This window comes from Pseudomonas sp. S150, from assembly GCF_004526365.1.
GTDB lineage: Bacteria > Pseudomonadota > Gammaproteobacteria > Pseudomonadales > Pseudomonadaceae > Aquipseudomonas > Aquipseudomonas putida_A.
The window spans coordinates 2,713,890-2,731,048 of the sequence record NZ_CP038207.1 but is presented as its reverse complement, the minus strand read 5'-3'; the positions used below and the strand labels follow the sequence as shown (position 1 = coordinate 2,731,048).

The following is a 17,159-nucleotide window of genomic DNA, read 5'->3' as shown; positions in this document are numbered from 1 at the left end:
CTACTCAGATCAAATCGTTGCGCTTGGCGAATTCGCGCAAGTACACCGCTGACTTTGAGTGCAGACCCAGCTTTTTTATCAAGCGGGTTTTGTAGGTGCTGACGGTCTTGTGGCTGAGGAACATTTCAGCGGCGATTTTCTTGTTGGGCTTACCCAGAGCCAACTGCACGAGAATGTTCAGTTCTCGGTTGGAGAGCTCGTCGATCAGCTGTTTTTCGCTGCGGTGCGACGGGGTCGACACAGAGCCGCTATCAGGCAGTGCAGCAAAATAGGAGTAGCCCGACATCAGCGCCTGGACAGCCTTGTGCAATTGCAGCAACTGGTTGGTTTTAGCCACGTAACCCATGGCGCCACTACGCAGACAGCGATCCTGATAGTGCAGCGGATCCTGAGAAGTAAAAATCAGCACCCTGCATTCGGGGTCGTTGGCCTTGAGCCGCTCCAGCGCTTCCAGTCCACCCACCCCCGGCAACTTGAGATCGAGTATCACCAGTTCCGGTTTGTGCTCACGGCTAAGCTCCAGGGCTTCGCTGGCGCTCGACGCTTCATGAATCACCCTGAACCTTTCGGCTTCGAGCACAAGTTTCACGGCAGCCCGCACCACCGGATGATCGTCGACGATCAGCGCTGACTTCATGACCGCTCCCAGGGCAAAAACAAAACGATGGCGCCACCGGTAGCGGCTGTTCCGCCGGGGTGGCTGCGCAAGAACTGTTACACGGGAAGCCAGTTGTATCTACCTGTCAGATCTGACAGTTGCGCAAAAACGTAATTCGTGCTCAAGCCCGGCGTTGCAAGGCTGGCGCCGGGTTCCAGGCATTAGCTGCACACACCGGGGCAACGTCGACCCGCGCCATCAGGTGCTTGATCGCGGCCGCATTGGGCAAGGCGACGGGGCTGATCTGCAGGTTTTCCTGAGCGAAGCCTGCGGGCGTCAGCGCAGGTGCCGAGGGCTCGTTATAGATCAGCGCGTGGCGCACATGCGGGTTGTTGAGGAAAAACCCCGGCAGGTCCAGCGATCCGGCCGCCAGCTCGGCGTTGATAACCACCGCATCGAAGGGTTCACAGCCGTACTCCACCAGGGTCAGCAGCTCAAGCAGACTCTGTACCGGAGCGATGCGGAAGTATTCAAGGCCATTGAACAGGCGCTCGATTTTCATCCGGTGAAAATGCTGCGGATCGGCAATCAGGATGCGCAGGGTTTTATTGATCATGCTCGATCTCGTGGAGGTGGACGGGTGCGCCAAGACTACGCAAGCCTCAGGAGCAGTTCTGTAGGACTTTTCCTAAAAAACCGGTCATTCATCCGCACTCATGAGCCACGCCGAGTGGCGGCTCGAGGTTGTTGCCTTATTCCGTGGTACTCGGACTCCAGAACGCCTGCACCACCAGCGCTGAAGTCGAAATCCGCGCTACCAGCGCATCGAGTTCATCGCCGTCGACCGAAGTCGTCGCCAGCGTCGCTTCGATCTCGATTTCGTCGGCACCGAAGGCGTGTACATCGACATCGCTGGCCGGGTAATTGCTGCGTTCCAGCTCGGCTTCGAGCAGGGCGAACACGGCTTTCTGCTGTGAGCGCCGGGCGATGACATAGACAATGTTGGTGACTTCGGCCGAGACCACGTCCAGTGGCTGGCGGTTGATGTTGTTGACGATCGGCCGCAGCAAGGTGTTGGCGGCGAGGATGAACAGCGTGCCGAGCACCGCCTCGGCCAGCAGGTCGGCACCGGCGCAGGCGCCAACGGCGGCGGAAGTCCACAGAGTCGCGGCGGTGTTGAGGCCACGGACGTTGCCCTCTTCGCGCATGATCACCCCGGCACCGAGAAAGCCGATGCCGGAGACCACGTAGGCGACCACCCGCACCGCGCCTTCAGCACCGCCGAGACGGTTGGCCATGTCGACGAAAATCGCCGCGCCGACCGCCACCAGCACGTTGGTGCGCAGACCGGCGGTGCGTTGCCGGTACTGACGCTCGAAACCGATCAGGCCACCGAGGATGAACGCTGCGCTGAGGCTGACCAGCGTGTCGAGCAAAGAAGTCAGGTTGAGGTTGTTGATGGCTTGCATAGTCTTGTCCTTGAAAACATCCGAATCCCCTGTAGGAGTGAGCCTGCTCGCGATAGCGGTGTGTCAGTCGTTGAAATTTTGACTGACAGATTGCTATCGCGAGCAGGCTCACTCCTACAGAGGGAACAGCGTTGTCCTGTTGTTACTGCCAGCCGAACCGGCGGATGTAGAAGCCTTTCACCGCCTGGGTCAGCGCCATGTACGCCAGCAGGATCATCGGCAGGAACACGAAGTACATCGACGGCAGTGCCTGCAATTTGAAGTAGTTGGCCAGCGGCCCCATCGGCAGGAAGATCCCGACCGCCATGATGATCCCGGTCATCACCAGCAACGGCATGGCTGCACGGCTTTGCAGGAACGGAATCTTCGGCGTGCGGATCATGTGCACGATCAGCGTCTGGGTCAGCAACCCCACCACGAACCAGCCGGACTGGAACAGGGTCTGGTGATCCGGGGTGTTGGCATCGAACACATACCACATCAAGGCGAACGTCAGGATGTCAAAGATCGAACTGATCGGCCCGAAGAACAGCATGAAGCGCCCGACATCCGCCGGCTGCCAGCGTTGCGGCTTCTTCAGCATCTCCTGGTCGACGTTGTCGAACGGAATGGCGATCTGCGAAATGTCGTAGAGCAGGTTCTGTACCAGCAGGTGCATCGGCAGCATCGGCAGGAACGGAATGAACGCACTGGCCACCAGCACCGAGAACACGTTGCCGAAATTCGAGCTGGCGGTCATCTTGATGTACTTGAGCATGTTGGCGAAGGTGCGACGCCCCTCGAGTACGCCCTCTTCCAGCACCATCAGGCTCTTTTCCAGGAGGATGATGTCAGCGGCTTCCTTGGCGATGTCCACCGCGCTGTCCACCGAGATTCCGATGTCGGCGGTGCGCAGCGCCGGGGCGTCGTTGATGCCGTCGCCCATGAAGCCGACCACATGCCCGTTGCCCTTGAGGATGCGCACGATGCGCTCTTTGTGCGACGGCGTCAGCTTGGCGAACACGTTGGTTTTTTCTACCGCTACGGCCAGCTCGGCGTCGCTCATGCGCTCGACATCGTTACCCATCAGCAAGCCCTGTTGGGCCAGACCGACTTCGCGGCAAATCTTCGCGGTCACCAGTTCGTTGTCACCGGTCAGCACTTTGACCGCCACACCGTGCTCGGCCAAAGCCTTGAGCGCCGGCGCGGTGCTTTCCTTCGGTGGATCGAGGAATGCCACGTAACCGATCAGCGTCAGTTCCTGCTCATCCGCCAGGCTGTAAGTGTCGCGACCTTCCGGCATCGAGCGGGCAGCCACCGCCACCACGCGCAAGCCTTCAGCGTTGAATGCTGCGGTGACCTGACGAATCCGGGTCAGCAATTCATCGCTCAAGGCTTCTTCGACGTCGCCGTGCTGCACGCGGGTGCACACCGCCAGCACTTCTTCCACTGCGCCTTTGCAGATCAATTGATGCGGCTGGCCCTGACCTTCGACCACCACCGACATGCGCCGGCGATTGAAGTCGAACGGAATCTCATCGACCTTGCGAAATGCCGTGCCGACTTTCAGTTCACGGTGAATTTCCACATGTTCCAGCACCGCCACGTCGAGCAGGTTTTTCAGCCCGGTCTGGTAATAGCTGTTGAGGTAGGCCTTTTCCAGCACGTCATCGGAGTCTTCACCCCAGACGTCGACATTGCGCGCGAGGAAGATCTTGTCCTGGGTCAGGGTGCCGGTCTTGTCGGTGCACAGCACGTCCATCGCGCCGAAGTTCTGGATCGCGTCCAGACGCTTGACGATGACCTTTTTGCGCGACAGGAACACCGCACCTTTGGCCAGGGTCGAGGTGACGATCATCGGCAGCATTTCCGGGGTCAGGCCCACGGCAATCGACAGCGCGAACAGCAGCGCTTCGGTCCAGTCGCCCTTGGTGAAACCGTTGATGAACAGCACCAGCGGCGCCATGACGAACATGAAGCGGATCAGCAGCCAGCTGACTTTGTTCACGCCCAGCTGGAACGAGGTCACCGCGGGGTCAGTTGCGCCCACACGCTGTGCCAACGCGCCGAAATAGGTGCTGTTGCCCGTGGTGAGAATCACCGCCACCGCCGTGCCGGACACCACGTTGGTGCCCATGAACAGAATGTTCTCCAGCTCCAGCGGATTGCGCGTGTCGCGGTCGGCCTGACGGGCGAATTTTTCCACCGGCATCGATTCACCGGTCATCGCCGCCTGGCTGACGAACAGGTCCTTGGCGCTGAGCACCCGGCAGTCGGCGGGAATCATGTCGCCGGCGGACAGCACGATCAGGTCGCCCGGCACCAGCTGCTTGATCGGCAGTTCGATGCGCGGCTCGTCGCGGCGCATCACCGTGGCGGTGTTGCTGACCATCGCCTTGAGCGCGTCGGCGGCCTGGTTGGATTTGCTTTCCTGCCAGAAGCGCAGCAGCGTCGACAGCACCACCATGGAGAAAATCACCGTGGCGGCTTTCAGGTCTTCGGTCAGCCACGAAATCACCGCCAACAGGGTCAGCAGCAGGTTGAACGGGTTTTTGTAGCAGTGCCACAGATGGGTCCACCATGGCAGCGGCTGCTCGTGTTCGACTTCGTTGAGGCCGTACTGCGCACGCAGGGCGTCGACTTCAAAATCGGTCAGGCCGTCGGTGTGAGTACCCAGTGACGACAGCAGTTCACCGCTGTCGCGATGGGCTGCATCGACCAGGGTGTTGGCCAGGGTGGGCGGGACTTCACGGCTGACCGTGGTGTCGGTGATCGATTCCAGCAGCGCCAGACGGCGGAAGTGCCGGGCGATGTGGCGTGTGCGCAGGAAGCCTGCGAAAAATTCCTTGAGCGTAAGTTTCATGGCTGTTGCCCCTATGGTCAGCCGGGAAACCGTCGAGCAGGTACGACCGCGCCTCGTACGCCGGAAAATCCGGCACGGCAAGGCTTGGCGCGCCGATCACAAAGGACAGGCGTGTCGATAGGTTTGCGATCGCGACCACACGGTCGAAATCACATACTTTCAGTGTCGATGAGAAGGACGTCGGGACATGGTCTCAACTGACCATGATCGGGATGCCGCTGCTCGCTTTACGGCGAGACAACGGCAGAGAAAGGCTGCGCGTTATCTTGCCGAGAATCTGCCGGTTACCGAGACCGGCCGACAACTGTCACTCGAACAAGTACCCACTGTGGGTCTCCGCTATTGATGAAAACGCGCGAAGCTTACGCCTCGATGATGGATGAGTAAACCCGTGTAAGAAGGTGTGTCGGGGATGTTCAGGAAGGGTTCAGGTTTCGGATTTTCAGCATTTCTGATGGCCCTATCGCGAGCAGGCTCACTCCTACAGTTGTCCTGCGTGCACAGAACATTGTAGGAGTGAGCCTGCTCGCGATAGCGGTATTACAGACGACGCAAAACTCAGCTGGCCGTCGCCAACAACAGATCCGCTACCGAACGATGCCCACGGTTCTTGCCATGCTCATACAGCGAACCGGCAATCTCGTCGGCACGCACCGGCAACACCGACAGCAATGTATCACTCAGGCCATGGCTGGCCTGGCAGAAGCCCTGCATGTACAGGCCGGCCTTGCAGCGTTCGTCGGTGATCAGTTTGTAGTTGCGATCGACCTCGAAATCACCGAGGTATTCTTCCAGCGGTGCCAACAGTTTGCGGTGCATCTGCCGCTCGTAACCGGTGGCCAGGACCACGGCGTCATAGATACGCACGGTGACTTCGCCGGTGGCGTTGTTGCGCACCGCCAGTTCGATGCCGCGTTCGGTGGCCGTGGCGCTCTCGACGGTGGTCAGGGTACGGAACGCATGACGGGCGATGCCCGAGACTTTCTGGCGATAGAAGATGCCGTAGATGCGTTCGATCAGGTCGATGTCGACCACTGAGTAGTTGGTGTTGTGGTACTCGTTGACCAGGCGCTCACGCTCGGCGCTGTTTTGCTGGAACACCAGATCGGTGAACTCCGGCGAGAACACTTCGTTGACGAACGGGCTGTCATCCGCAGGCTTGAGGGCCGAACCGCGCAGGATCATGTCGACCTGCACCGACGGGAACGAATCGTTCAGATCGATAAAGGCTTCCGCCGCGCTCTGCCCGCCGCCGATGATCGCGATGCTCATCGGTTGGTTGTTCACACACGGCTGTTTGGCCATCTGCGACAGATACTGCGAGTGGTGGAACACGCGGCTGTCACCCTTCAGCGCCTTGAACGCCTCCGGAATACGCGGTGTGCCGCCGGCGCTGACCACCACCGAACGCGCAGTGCGCACCAACTGCTGGCCTTCGCTGTCGCGGGAGATCACGCGCAATGCTTCAACCTGATGGTTGTGCAGCACCGGTTCGATGGTCAGCACTTCTTCGCCATAGCGGCTCTGCTCGGTGAACTGCCCGGCAACCCAGCGCAGGTAGTCGTTGTACTCCATGCGGCACGGGTAGAAGGTGCCGAGGTTGATGAAGTCCACCAGACGGCCGTGAGCCTTCAGGTAATTGACGAACGAGTACGGGCTGGTCGGGTTGCGCAGGGTCACCAGATCCTTGAGGAAGGAAATCTGCAATTCGCTTTGGGTCGACAGGGTGTTGCCGTGCCAGCTGTAGTTGGCCTGCTTGTCGAGGAACAGCACATCCAGCTCGCCGTGGGTCGGGCCGCGCTCTTGCAGAGCGATGGCCAGCGCCAGGTTCGAAGGGCCGAAACCGACGCCGATCAGGTCGTGAACGATGGGCGATGCAATTGCCTGAGTCATTTCCAGTGTCCTCTGGATGAACCCCTCAACAAGGGGAAAGGAGAGCCTAAGTGACCCGACTGGCCTTGAGCAGGACAGCAGGTCGTCTGTTGAGTAGGAACGAGGACAGTGAAATAAAATTTAGCGATGGCGGCTCAATGGGCATCCCATTGCTTGATGCGCAGACGGCAATGCTTCATCGCATTGACGATGTGTTTTTCCACCAGTGCCTTGGAAATTCCCAGCTGTTCGGCAATCTGCGGGTGCGACAGGCCTTCGATCTTGCGCAGCAGAAAACTGTCGCGGCACAGCGGCGACAATTCCGCCAGTGCACGCTGGAGCATCTCCAGACGCTGGCCGTGATCGAGAGTGCCATGGGGCGACGGGGTGAAATAGCGCTCTTCGCTGTCGAGCACTTCCAGTGGCTCGACCTGGCGCAAGGCGTTGCGCCGATGATCGTCGATCACCAGATTCAACGCAGTGCGATAAAGAAAGGCCCGGGGCTGCTCGATGGGCGTGTCGCTGGAGCGTTCCAGAACCCGCACATAAGCGTCATGCACCACATCTTCGGCGACCTGACGGTTGCCGAGCTTGGCGTTCAGGAAACACACCAGCTCGCGATAGTAGTTTTCCAACATGACTCCCGGCCGCTTCGATGCGGATTCGATCCTTGAGCACACTGATCGACGGCCCGCGAACACGGGTAGCAAGATAGTGGCAACTGAGGTGCGTAATTTATAGTAATTCTCATATAGATTTAAAGTGGCGTTTGTCGTTGCCCGCTAAATAGTGCCGTTCCATACCTGTAACATCCTGTGTCTTCGCTTAAATTCCCCCGCGTATTCATCGTTTACAGGACAGCTCCCCGTGTCTGTCGCGCCCTGCGACAGCGTTCAACGGCTGCGCGCTGTGGCGTGCAGCCGGACGACGGGCCGAATTCCACTGGCCGGAACCCTGCATGAAACGTCCCCGCCCCGCTCGACGCGCCCTGCTCGCAGTCCTTTGTCTGATTCCTGTTGTTGCCTACGCCGCGTGGCAAATCATGCCGCCGGGCCGCGAGCGCTTCGCCACCGTGCAAGTCAGCCGTGGCGACATCGAGAGCAGCGTCACCGCGCTGGGCACCCTGCAACCGCGCCGTTATGTCGATGTCGGTGCGCAGGCCTCCGGGCAAATCCAGAAAATCCACGTCGAAGTCGGTGACGTGGTCAAGGAAGGTCAACTGCTGGTGGAAATCGATCCGTCCACGCAGCAGGCCAAACTCGACGCCGGGCGCTTCTCCATCGAAAACCTCAAGGCGCAATTGCAGGAGCAGCGCGCCCAGCATGAACTGGCGCGGCAGAAGTATCAGCGGCAGCAGCATCTCGCCGCCGGCGGCGCCACCCGTGAAGAAGACGTGCAGACCGCCCGTGCAGAATTGAAAGCCACTCAGGCCCGCGTCGACATGTTCCAGGCACAGATCCGCCAGGCTGAAGCGAGCCTGCGCAGCGATCAGGCTGAACTCGGCTACACGCGGATCTACGCGCCGATGGCCGGCACCGTGGTTGCCCTCGACGCCCGCGAAGGCCAGACCCTCAACGCGCAACAGCAGACGCCGCTGATCCTGCGCATCGCCAAGCTGTCACCGATGACCGTGTGGGCCGAGGTTTCCGAGGCCGACATCGGCCACGTCAAACCGGGCATGACCGCCTACTTCACCACCCTCAGCGGCGGTCAGCGGCGCTGGAGCAGCACCGTGCGGCAGATCCTGCCGGTGCCGCCCAAGCCGCTGGATCAGACCAGCCAGGGCGGCGGCAGCCCGGCCAGCAGCAGCAAAAGCGGCAGCGCCCGCGTTGTGCTGTACACGGTTTTGCTCGACGTCGATAACGCCGACAACGCCTTGATGGCCGAGATGACCACCCAGGTGTTTTTCGTCGCCAATCAGGCCAAAGGCGTGCTCACCGCGCCGGTCGCCGCGTTGCAGGGCAGCACCACGGCCAACCTGCAAACTGCGCAGGTGGTGGCGGCCAACGGCGACATCCAGCAACGCGAGGTACACACCGGCATCAGCGACCGGCTCAAGGTGCAGATTGTCGACGGCCTCAACGAAGGCGATCATCTGCTGATCGGCCCGGTCGACGGCAGCGGAGGCTGAATGCAAACGCCTCTGATCGATCTGCAGGACATTCGCAAATCCTACGGCGGCGGTGACGCTCCGCAAGTTCACGTGCTGCGCGGCATCGACCTGTCGATCCACGCCGGTGAATTCGTGGCGATTGTCGGCGCTTCCGGCTCCGGCAAATCGACCCTGATGAATATCCTCGGCTGCCTCGACCGCCCGACCTCCGGCGAGTACCGCTTCGCCGGAGAAAACGTCGCCGGCCTCGACAGCGACGAGCTGGCCTGGCTGCGCCGCGAAGCCTTTGGATTTGTGTTCCAGGGCTATCACCTGATTCCGTCCGGCTCGGCCCAGGAAAACGTCGAGATGCCGGCGATCTATGCCGGTACCCCGGCCGCCGAGCGTCACGCCCGCGCCGCCGCCCTGCTCGACCGCCTCGGTCTGGCCTCGCGCACCGGCAACCGCCCGCATCAGTTGTCCGGTGGCCAACAGCAACGGGTGTCGATTGCCCGGGCGTTGATGAACGGCGGCCACATCATCCTCGCCGACGAACCCACCGGCGCCCTCGACAGCCACAGCGGCAAAGAAGTGATGACGCTGCTCGATGAGCTGGCGAGCCAGGGCCACGTAGTGATCCTCATCACCCACGACCGCGAAGTCGCGGCCCGGGCCAAACGCATCATCGAAATCCGCGACGGCCTGATCATCAGCGACAGCGCCCGCGACAATCCCCACGCCCAGACCAGCGCCAACCCCGGCGCCCTGCAAGCGGTGGATCTGCGCCAGCGTCTGGCCGACGGCGCGGAAGCCACCGGCGCCTGGAAAGGCGAACTGGTCGATGCCCTGCATGCCGCGTGGCGGGTGATGTGGATCAACCGCTTTCGCACAGCGCTGACCCTGCTCGGGATCATCATCGGCGTGGCATCGGTGGTGGTGATGCTGGCGGTTGGTGAAGGCAGCAAACGCCAGGTGATGGCGCAGATGGGCGCCTTCGGTTCGAACATTATTTACCTCAGCGGCTCGGCGCCCAACCCGCGCACGCCGCCGGGGATCATCACCCTCGACGATGTGCACGCGCTGGCCAGCCTGCCGCAAGTGCAGCGGATCATGCCGGTCAACGGCGCCGAGGCCGGCGTACGTTACGGCAATGCCGACCACCTGAGTTACGTCGGCGGCAACGACACCAACTTCCCGGCGATCTTCAACTGGCCGGTGGTGCAAGGCAATTACTTCACCGAGGCCGATGAGCAGAACGCTGCAGCCGTCGCGGTGATCGGCCACAAAGTCCGCAGCAAACTGCTCAAGGATGTGCCGAACCCGATCGGCCAATTCATCCTGATCGAGAATGTGCCGTTCCAGGTAGTCGGCGTGCTCGCCGAAAAGGGCGCCAGCTCCGGCGACTCCGACAGTGATAACCGCATCGCCATCCCCTATTCGGCGGCCAGCGTGCGGCTGTTCGGCACGCGCAATCCGGAATACGTGGCCATTGCCGCCGCCGACGCGCGCAAGGTCAAGGACACCGAGCAGGCCATCGAGCAACTGATGCTGCGCCTGCACAACGGCAAGAAGGATTTCGAACTGACCAACAACGCCGCGATGATCCAGGCCGAGGCCCGCACCCAGAACACCCTGTCGCTGATGCTCGGTTCGATTGCCGCGATCTCGCTGCTGGTCGGCGGCATCGGCGTGATGAACATCATGCTCATGACCGTGCGCGAGCGGACTCGCGAGATCGGCATTCGCATGGCCACCGGCGCCCGCCAGCGCGACATCCTCCGGCAGTTCCTCACCGAAGCGGTGATGCTCTCGGTGGTCGGCGGCATTGCCGGGATCGCCCTGGCCTTGATTGTCGGCGGCGTGCTGATCCTCAGCGAAGTGGCCGTGGCCTTTTCCTTGATGGCGGTACTCGGCGCCTTCGGCTGCGCCCTGGTCACCGGTGTTGTCTTCGGCTTCATGCCTGCCCGCAAAGCTGCCCGGCTCGACCCGGTCACAGCCCTTACCAGTGAATGATCGATTTATGAAACCGCGCCTCAGCCTGTTGACCGTGTGCCTGATCCTCAGTGCCTGCGGCAGTCCCGTTCAACGCCCGGACAGCGGTGTGCAGGCGCCTGCTGCCTGGCAGTCGCCCCATGGCGCCAGCGTTGCCCGCAATAGCCCGCAGTGGTGGACGCAATTTGGCAGCCCGGAACTGGATCGTCTGATCGAACAGGCTCGCGTCGGCAGTTTCGACCTCGCGGCCGCCGTCGCTCGAGTGCGTCAAGCGCAGGCAGGCACTGTCATCGCTGGCGGCTCTCAGTTGCCGGAGGTCAAGGCCGGCCTGAATGCCAATCGGCAGAAACTGCTGCGCGGCAATGGCTACAGCCAACTCGATGCCAACAGCAGCAACAAGGCTGTGGACTATTTCGATACCAACCTGAGCGCCACTTACGAAATCGATTTCTGGGGCGGCAAACGCGCCTCGCGCGACAGTGCGCAGTTCGCCCTGCAGGCCAGCGAATTCGACCGGGCGACGGTCGAACTGACATTGCTCAGCGGCGTTGCCAGCACGTATGCGCAAACCTTGTCGCTACGCGAGCAGAGCCGCATCGCCGAACTCAATCTGGCCAACGCGCAAAGCGTGCTGAAACTGGTGCAGACGCGGTTTGATTCAGGCTCAGCCACCGCGCTGGAGCTGGCGCAACAGAAGAGCCTGGTCGCCGCCCAGCAATGGCAATTGCCGCGCGTGCAACAGCAAGCCCAGGACGCGCTGATCAGCCTCGCCGCCCTCCTCGGCCGACCGGTGCAGCAACTGTCGGCGACAGAGTCCTTCGAGCACCTGCAATGGCCAGACATCGCCGCCGGCGTGCCCAGCGAGTTGCTCACGCATCGTCCGGACATCGCACGCGCCGAAGCCCAACTGGCCGCCGCCGAAGCTGACGTCAAAGTCGCTCGCGCAGCCATGTTGCCGGCACTGACCCTGACCGCCCAACTCGGCTCGGGCGCCAATCAGTTCGACGATTTGATCCGCAGCCCTTTCTACAACCTGACCGCCGGACTGGTCGGACCGATTTTCAATAACGGTCGCCTCGGCGCGGAACGCGACAAGGCCTCTGCGCGCCAACAAGAGCTGCTGGAAACTTACCGTGGCGCAATCATCAACGGTTTCGCCGATGTGGAAAAAGCGCTCAATAGCATTCGTCGCCTGGATGAGCAGCGGTTGTGGCAGAACGAAGAACTGAATCAGGCGCAGACCGCGTTCGACATCGCCCAGAGCCGTTACCAGGCCGGCGCCGAAGACTTGCTGACTGTCCTCGAAACCCAGCGCACCTTGTACGCAGCGCAGGATCAGAACGTGCAACTGCGCCTGGCGCGGATGCAGGCGAGCATTGCGCTGTACAAGGCGCTTGGTGGCGGGTGGCAGACCTTGTAATTGCGGCGACTGACAGATCGCCTTCGCGAGCAAGCTCGCTCCCAAACTTGATCGTGTTCCATCAGCAGGAATGCGTTCTCATGCAGGAGTCAGCCAGCTCGCGATGGCGGTGGCTCAGGCAATTGAATGTCGACTGGTCGGGCGCTATCGCGAGCAGGCTCACTCCTACAGGGTGTCCGGGGTCAGTCCGGACATTGTGGGCTGACACCTGAACCTGTGGGAGCGGGCTTGCTCGCGAAGAACGATAACGCAGCCCTCAAGTCGGGCTGGTTTTAGGCTTCAGATTGCGCGCATACCATGGCCGTTGCGGCACGCGGCGGAACAGGCCGGCGAGTTTTTCCTCGTCGGTGATGAAGGTGATGCGCAGCGCCAGCTTCATGGTTTCCGGATCCATCTCCACCGACTTGCCCATCTGCAAACCCGGCGTGGTGCTGCAGCCATGGGTGATCGGCCCGAGCCACGGGTCGTCGACCTCGACCCAGCGCCCCGGGGCAAACCATGGCACGCCATTGACCTGCAGCCGCGTGACTTCGCCCGGATGGAAACGCTCATGGGCGCGGAACCAGTCCTCGATGCGATCATCGATCCAGCCATGGAAATGCCAGAACGTCGGGTTGACGTGGGATGAAAACGGATCGCCGAGGAAGTCGTTTTCGGCGTTGTACCAACGTGCGGCGAAGTCCGCCGGATCGCGGGCAAACGGCACCGGCTGACCGTTGGACGGATCGCGTGGCACGGAGGCCCAGCGCATGTGCAGCCAGTCATGCAGGCCCAGCTCGACTTCGGAGCCGAACTGGCCGAGGGTGAGCCGGGCCAGATACGCCGGATCGCGGTACTGCGACTCCCAGACCTGGAAGTTGCTTTCGTAGGTTTCGGCAGTCTTGATGTCACTGACCCACTGACTGAATTCGTCATCACCCGCCGCCGTCCAGGTCGGCGGCAAGGCCGTGCCGTCGTGGTTGTCGAAATAGCGGGCGAAGCCGACGCGGTCGCGGATCAGCTCCGGCTGCGGCAGCGGGAAAAACGCCCAGGACGGCAGATCCTGCATCGAGCGCGCCGTCCCGAGCATGTGCCGGTGCATGAAGAAAAAGTCCACACCCGAGCCATTGCGATCCTTGCGCGGACCACGGGCATCGCGCTCCTTGTCGCGCGGGCCGGGCTGCCAGCCAATGCCGCGCAAGGCTTCGCGTTTGTCCTCGGGCAGTTTGTGCCACTTGTCCCGGGTCGCATGCCACAACTGGTGAAACAGGCGATGCTCGGGAGAGATAAGCCACGCCAGCAACGTCGGGTTGAGCGGCGTGCGCTCGCGCGCTTCGGGAAACAGCCGCTTGACGGCGACGAAGCGATTGTCCTGCGCCGGCAAGGCCAGCGACCGGTCCAGGCGCAAGGCCTTGCCGCTGAGGGTGCCACTGCCGGCATTGCCGAAGTCGGCCCAGACCTCATCGAGGATCATCTCCAGCTCATAGCTGATCTGACCGTCAGCGCCGATCAGGCGCCAGCTCAGCTTCGCCGCATCGGCTTTCGCGAGGTCGCCCAGAATTCGATAACGCGGTGTTTCAGCGGAGCGCAGGCGCTCGGGCGTGTCGAGAAAACCGCACACGCCGCGTCCCTTCTGGCCGATGTCGAGAAACACTTGCAGCCCCTTGAGCGGCAAGCCCTCGAGGCCGGCATCGGCACCTTCGAAACGGATATCCCACACCCCGCGCAACGCATTCGCCAGGCGCTGCCCGGCCATGTCGGCGACGTCGAAAGACGCTTCGCCCGGGGTGATCGTCGGGTCCGGCTTCGTCCATTCACGATGCCCGAAATACGCCGCAGGCACGGCAGCGCCGGTCAGCGCCAGGCCCGCCATGAACCATCGTCGAGAAATCTTCATTGCCCTACCTGTGTCAGCCATGAAGCAGGCTTTATCCAAGCTAGAACGTTTGTTGCCCCGGCAAATTTAACGTGCCCGGCGATGATGACCCGTGGCGAGGGGATTCATCCCCGATGAGTTGCGAAGCAACTCCCATCCGACGCTGGCGGCGACACCAGAAGGGACGGCGCTCGCAGGCCTTGCGAGCGCTTCGCCCTCGATCGGGGATAAATCCCCTCGCCACAGTGTCAGGCTTAAATTTTGCCGCCAACCACTCGTTCTTCCCAGATAGCGAAGGCCCCCGCGCCTGCACCTCGATGGCGAACCTGACTGAGATGGCAATGACAAAACCACGTTCGAAAAAGGCTCTATTCATCGGCCTGCCGTTGGCCCTGGCGATCAGCGCCGGCGCAGGCTTTGCCGTGTGGCATCACTGGTTCAAGGACGACCTCGGCTACCCGGCCAAAGTCATGAAGCAGGCCGATGAGCTGCACGAACGCATGCTCTCTTTCGACAGCCATGTCAGCCTGACGCAAAATTTCGGCACCGACGGCCACGAAGCCGACAAGGACGGCGACGGCCAGTTCGACCTCGCCAAGGCCAACCGCGGGCGCCTGTCCGGCGCCGCGCTGACCATCTTCGGCTGGCCGGAAATGTGGAACGGCCCCAACGCCCCGCACAAGCCGACCCCTGGCTTCGTCGACGAGGCGCGCAATCAGCAGGAAATCCGCTTCAAGATCATCTCCGGGATGGTTCGCGACTACCCCAATCAGGTGGCCATCGCCTACACCCCCGACGACTTCCGGCGCCTGCACGGCGAAGGCAAATTCGCGATTTTCATCAGCATGCTCAACGCCTATCCGCTGGGCCACGACCTCAACCTGCTGGACCTGTGGACCGCGCGCGGCATGCGCATGTTCGGCTTCAGCTACATCGGCAACAACGACTGGGCGGATTCGTCGCGGCCGCTGCCATTTCTCAATGATTCGCCGGACGCCCTCGACGGCCTCTCGGATCTGGGCAAGCAGGCGGTCAAGCGCCTCAACGATCTGGGCGTGATCATCGACGTCTCGCAAATGTCGACCAAAGCCCTCGAACAAGTCGCGCAGCTCAGCCGCACGCCGCTGGTAGCCTCGCATTCGGCGCCACGTGCGATGGTCGACATTCCGCGCAACCTCAGCGACAAGGAAATGCAGCTGATCAAAAACAGCGGCGGCGTGGTGCAGATCGTCGCGTTCTCGCAGTACCTGCGTCCGCTCACCCAACAAACCCAGGACAAGCTCAACGAGATGCGCAAGGACTTCGACCTGCCGCCGCTGCCGAACCTGGCGATGGCGTTGATGCCGGGCGACCCGATCATTGCCGCGTGGTCCGAGCAGAAGTTTGGCCAGTACGCCAGCCGCCTGTACGGCATCCTCGAAGAAGAGCCGAAAGCCAGCCTCAAGGATCTGGGCGATGCCATCGATTACGCGGTGCGCAAGATCGGCATCGACCATGTCGGCATCAGCTCCGACTTCAACGAAGGTGGCGGCGTCAAAGGCTTCGAGAACGTCGGCGAAATTCGCAACGTCACCGCCGAGCTGATCTCACGCGGTTACTCCGAAGCGGACATCGCCAAGCTCTGGGGCGGCAACTTCCTGCGGGTCTGGGATCAGGTCGAGAAAGCCGCGAAACCGGCACTGGCCGCCGCGCCCGGAACTGCCCAGCCATGAGCAATCGTCGTGAGTTCTTGAAGCAGGCGGGGATTCTCGCGGCGGCTCTGCCACTGGGCGCGAGCCTGCCGAATGTCGCCGGTGCCGCGAACGCCGCGCCCGCGACCGGCAACAAGTGGGCGCGGTTGCAGCAGCTGTTCGATCAGGATCCGGCGTATCTGCACTTCTCCAATTTCCTGATTACCTCGCACCCGAAACCGGTGCGCGAGGCGATTGAGCGGCACCGCGCCGCCCTCGACAAAAATCCCGGCCTGGCCATGGATTGGGACCTCGGCGTGATCGAACAGCGCGAGGAGAACGTGCGGGTCTGGGCCGGACGCTACCTGCAAGCCGACGCCAAACAGATCGCCCTGACCGGCAGCACCACCGAAGGTCTGGCGACGATCTACGGCGGCGTGCACGTGCGCCCCGATCAGGAAATCCTCACCACCGAGCACGAGCACTACGCGACCCACACCATCCTCGCCCTGCGTAGCGAACGCGACGGCACCCGGGTGCGCAAAATTCGTCTGTTCAAGGATTCGTACAGCGCCAGCAAAGCAGAAATCCTTGCCGCGATCGACGGCGCCATCTGCCCCGAAACCCGGGTGCTGGGCATGTGCTGGGTGCATTCGGGCAGCGGCATGAAACTGCCCATCGGTGAAATCGGCGCCATCGTCGACCAGCACAACCGCGGTCGCAGCGACGCTGACCGCATCGTTTACGTGGTCGACGGGGTGCATGGCTTCGGCGTGGACAACCTGAACTTCGCGCAGATGAACTGCGACTTCTTCATCGCCGGCACCCACAAGTGGATGTTCGGCCCACGTGGCACCGGCATCGTCTGCAGCCGCTTCGCCGAGGTCAGATACGTCACCCCGATCATTCCGACGTTCTCTGAAGCCACGGCGTTTTCCACCACCATGACGCCCGGCGGCTATCACTCGTTCGAGCACCGCTGGGCGCTGGACGAAGCGTTCAAATTGCATCTTGAGCTGGGCAAGGCCGAGGTCGAGGCGCGCATTCACGCGCTCAACAGCTACCTGAAACAACGCCTGCAGCAACGGCCGCAGATCGAACTGGTGACGCCACTGAGCCCTGAGCTGTCCGCCGGTTTCACCTTCTTCCGGGTCAAGGGCAAGGACAGCGACAAGATCGCCGCGCACCTGATGGCCAACCGCGTGGTGGCCGATGCCGTGCACCGCGACGTCGGCCCGGTGATCCGCACCGCACCGGGGCTGCTCAACGACGAAGAGCAAATCGACCGCTTGCTGGCCGTGCTCGACCAGGCCCTTTGACCCGGACGCTCCCTTTTTTCTTTTAGCGAG

General features: G+C 62.0%; 12 protein-coding genes. 5 read left to right on the top strand and 7 right to left on the bottom strand.

Translation table 11 applies throughout. The features are described from left to right. Positions 1-4: 4 nt before the first annotated feature. The 6 genes from E3Z29_RS12495 to E3Z29_RS12470 form a co-directional block, all read right to left on the bottom strand. Complete coding sequence (locus tag E3Z29_RS12495; protein WP_098968015.1) at positions 5-637, bottom strand: response regulator transcription factor; 633 nt, start codon at positions 635-637, stop codon at positions 5-7. 142 nt (positions 638-779) lie between these two features. Further along, positions 780-1,214: a chemotaxis protein CheY gene (locus E3Z29_RS12490; RefSeq protein ID WP_134785897.1), complete on the bottom strand. Its 435-nt coding sequence runs from the start codon at positions 1,212-1,214 to the stop codon at positions 780-782. A gap of 136 nt (positions 1,215-1,350) precedes the next feature. After that, positions 1,351-2,067 (bottom strand): MgtC/SapB family protein, encoded by a 717-nt coding sequence (locus E3Z29_RS12485; RefSeq protein WP_007968289.1) that lies wholly within the window; start codon positions 2,065-2,067, stop codon positions 1,351-1,353. Positions 2,068-2,209: 142 nt separating this feature from the next. Beyond that, positions 2,210-4,909: a magnesium-translocating P-type ATPase gene (gene mgtA / locus E3Z29_RS12480; RefSeq protein WP_134785896.1), complete on the bottom strand. Its 2,700-nt coding sequence runs from the start codon at positions 4,907-4,909 to the stop codon at positions 2,210-2,212. Between the two features lie 558 nt (positions 4,910-5,467). Next, positions 5,468-6,802: a lysine N(6)-hydroxylase/L-ornithine N(5)-oxygenase family protein gene (locus E3Z29_RS12475; RefSeq protein ID WP_097087697.1), complete on the bottom strand. Its 1,335-nt coding sequence runs from the start codon at positions 6,800-6,802 to the stop codon at positions 5,468-5,470. A gap of 134 nt (positions 6,803-6,936) precedes the next feature. After that, complete coding sequence (locus E3Z29_RS12470) at positions 6,937-7,419, bottom strand: sigma-70 family RNA polymerase sigma factor (RefSeq protein WP_027614027.1); 483 nt, start codon at positions 7,417-7,419, stop codon at positions 6,937-6,939. Between the two features lie 320 nt (positions 7,420-7,739). On the opposite strand from E3Z29_RS12470, the gene E3Z29_RS12465 reads away from it, so the two are divergent. The 3 genes from E3Z29_RS12465 to E3Z29_RS12455 are packed head-to-tail and all read left to right on the top strand — an operon-like array spanning position 7,740 to position 12,285. Next, positions 7,740-8,912: an efflux RND transporter periplasmic adaptor subunit gene (locus E3Z29_RS12465; protein WP_134785895.1), complete on the top strand. Its 1,173-nt coding sequence runs from the start codon at positions 7,740-7,742 to the stop codon at positions 8,910-8,912. Next, entirely contained in the window at positions 8,913-10,886 is a 1,974-nt protein-coding gene (locus E3Z29_RS12460; protein ID WP_134785894.1) for a MacB family efflux pump subunit, read from the top strand. Positions 10,887-10,893: 7 nt separating this feature from the next. Continuing rightward, complete coding sequence (locus tag E3Z29_RS12455; protein ID WP_098968010.1) at positions 10,894-12,285, top strand: efflux transporter outer membrane subunit; 1,392 nt, start codon at positions 10,894-10,896, stop codon at positions 12,283-12,285. A 256-nt stretch (positions 12,286-12,541) separates the two neighbouring features. Here E3Z29_RS12455 and E3Z29_RS12450 read toward each other — a convergent pair whose 3' ends face one another. Then, positions 12,542-14,161: a PvdJ/PvdD/PvdP-like protein gene (locus E3Z29_RS12450; protein ID WP_098968009.1), complete on the bottom strand. Its 1,620-nt coding sequence runs from the start codon at positions 14,159-14,161 to the stop codon at positions 12,542-12,544. A 320-nt stretch (positions 14,162-14,481) separates the two neighbouring features. Between E3Z29_RS12450 and pvdM the strand changes: the two genes are divergently transcribed. Together pvdM and E3Z29_RS12440 are read left to right on the top strand one after the other, a co-directional pair. After that, positions 14,482-15,852, top strand: a complete 1,371-nt coding sequence (gene pvdM, locus E3Z29_RS12445; protein WP_027614032.1) for a pyoverdine-tailoring dipeptidase-like protein PvdM — start codon at positions 14,482-14,484, stop codon at positions 15,850-15,852. Further along, complete coding sequence (locus tag E3Z29_RS12440) at positions 15,849-17,129, top strand: aminotransferase class V-fold PLP-dependent enzyme (protein ID WP_134785893.1); 1,281 nt, start codon at positions 15,849-15,851, stop codon at positions 17,127-17,129. The genes pvdM and E3Z29_RS12440 overlap by 4 nt, the downstream gene beginning before the upstream one ends. Positions 17,130-17,159 lie beyond the last annotated feature (30 nt).